Raw genomic sequence first — 2,031 nt, forward strand, 5'->3', positions numbered from 1 at the left:
GCGGAGCGCTCCTTCAGCGAGAACGTTGCCACTCGCACGTCACCACCAAGTTGCGTGCGCATTTCGTCAGCCAACGTTGGAACGAGTAACCGGTGCGCGCTTTCTCCCTCTCGTATTACGTCAGTTGCACCGTAGCTAATCACCGGAGTCTGGGGATCAAACGTGCATCGCACCAACTGGCGAGTTTCTCGGTCCCACCAGCTATTGGCGATCATTCCGTGAGTTGCCGGATAACTACCGGTCGCGATCGTCGCGTGTCCAGCACACGTGACCGTGCTGAGGTACGGATAGGCAGCATCGGTGAACCGTGCGCCGTCGTCGATTAACCGCCGTAATCCCTGCGTCCACTGCTGACCGTAGGTGTCAATATAATCGGCGCGGAACTGATCGACGACCAAGATCACAACAAGACGCAGAGGGTCCGCTGCGAACGCGGGTACCGCCAGGGACACCCACAACAGGAGTGCTACACACACTACTCGCGGCCAGAAACGTGTAAAGAAATTGGTCTGCATCGAAAACTCAACCACCCACGATCTCAAAGGAATTATGCCAAAAGGTCAAGCCGGTGAACTGGCATCGGCGCATGTTGCACGCCACGCAGCCTCAGCAATCGCCGCATCCTGGGCCCCAACACCCGTAAGGTCACAGACGATCCGCTCGTGGCCCTCGCGACAGGTCACCGCACCCGTCACAAGCTGTCCAAGTTCGCCATGAATATGGTGAGAGGTAAAAACACCTGCCGTAATAGCATGATGAATCTCGCCAAGTTGCACGCATTGTGCGGTCCGGTCCGCGATGACCTTATCCGCTCGTTGGAGCACCCGCGGGGCCACCTCTTGCTTTTCCGGCCCGTCCGAACCAACCGCGATAAGCGTGGCTCCACTAGCCATCCAGTCATCTTGGATAATCGGCTCTCGGCTCGCTGTGACGGTCACGATAAGATCGGCATCACGCACGGCAGCTTCAGCGCTTTCCGAGAGTTCGACAGGACGATCAAGTTCACTTTTCAGTTCTTGCACACATTGCTGAGCACGCTCCTGGTTCCGACCCCACACGACGAGTTGCCGCCAAGACCGCACCCCGGCGATTGCGCGGCTTTGATAGCGCGCCTGCAGTCCACTTCCGATGATGGCAACCTTATCGAGCGGCTCATTGGTTAGAAGGCGGGTAGCCAATGCTCCTGCAGCAGCTGTCCGGAGATCGGTGAGGTAACCATTATCCAGTAGGAGCGCCAGCGGAAACCCGGTCGTCGCGTCAAACACCATCATGAGACCCGAGCCACTCGGCAAACCGCGTTCGCCGTTGGCATAGAAACCAGAGGCAATCTTGACTGCGAACACCGGCGCACCCGACAGATATGCGCTCTTGACATGGACCTCGCCACCGACCGGCTTAATATCAAGCCCCATCGGGGGTGGCTGCGTGACCCTGTCCTCACCTAGTGCGCGGAACGCCGACTCAACCGCTTCAAGCGCGACAGATCGACCCACGTGGTGACGCAAAGTGGCTTCATCGATAATTTGCATCGGCTCTCCTCGCTACTTATTCGTCGTCGCGCCGTGAAGAGTTACTAACTCCGGCAATCCGAGCATCCGATCATAGTCCACCCGCGATCACTCTGGTATTTTGCGGTAGTATTTCCTGATAGTTAGCTCGCCCTCAATAGGGAGGATTCTCGTTCCGTCTACTCCACTCGTTATGATGCAGTTCCAATACTGTTTCCCCGTACCCTCTGCCGCAGTTCTGTCTGGACTCTCGGCGAGTCTATTCACCCGACGAGCTCGCCTGTTAACCGCCCTCGCCTCGGCCATCGTTTTGGCGGCTTGCTCGCCGGCTGATCCTGGTGGAAGTCGAGTCGAGACCCAGAAGCAGCTTATGGCGGGCCACGAGGAGGCTGAGCGGTGGGCGGCGGAGACACTCACCCAGCTGACGCTTGAAGAGAAGGTCGGACAGATGATCGTCGAACAAATGCGCGGTGATTATGTAGCCGACGACGACGCAACGTTCGATTACTGGAAGACGCTTGTC

General features: G+C 57.8%; 3 protein-coding genes. 1 reads left to right on the forward strand and 2 read right to left on the reverse strand.

What is annotated here, in order from left to right; genetic code table 11:
* Positions 1–515, reverse strand: a 515-nt coding sequence (locus QGH09_07045) for an alkaline phosphatase family protein (GenBank protein ID HJO17937.1), incomplete at its 3' end; no start/stop codon positions are given.
* 45 nt (positions 516–560) lie between these two features.
* Positions 561–1,529 carry a hypothetical protein gene (locus QGH09_07050; GenBank protein ID HJO17938.1) on the reverse strand — a complete coding sequence of 323 codons (969 nt, stop codon included), beginning with the start codon at positions 1,527–1,529 and terminating at the stop codon, positions 561–563.
* Positions 1,530–1,701: 172 nt separating this feature from the next.
* Between QGH09_07050 and QGH09_07055 the strand changes: the two genes are divergently transcribed.
* Positions 1,702–2,031, forward strand: a 330-nt coding sequence (locus tag QGH09_07055) for a hypothetical protein (protein HJO17939.1), incomplete at its 3' end; no start/stop codon positions are given.

This window comes from Vicinamibacterales bacterium (assembly GCA_036012125.1).
GTDB lineage: Bacteria > Acidobacteriota > Vicinamibacteria > Vicinamibacterales > UBA823 > UBA11600.

Coding starts and splice junctions, on each gene's coding strand:
- QGH09_07050 (HJO17938.1), bottom strand. CDS start 1,529: ATGCAAATTATCGATGAAGCCACTTTGCGTCACCACGTGGGTCGATCT.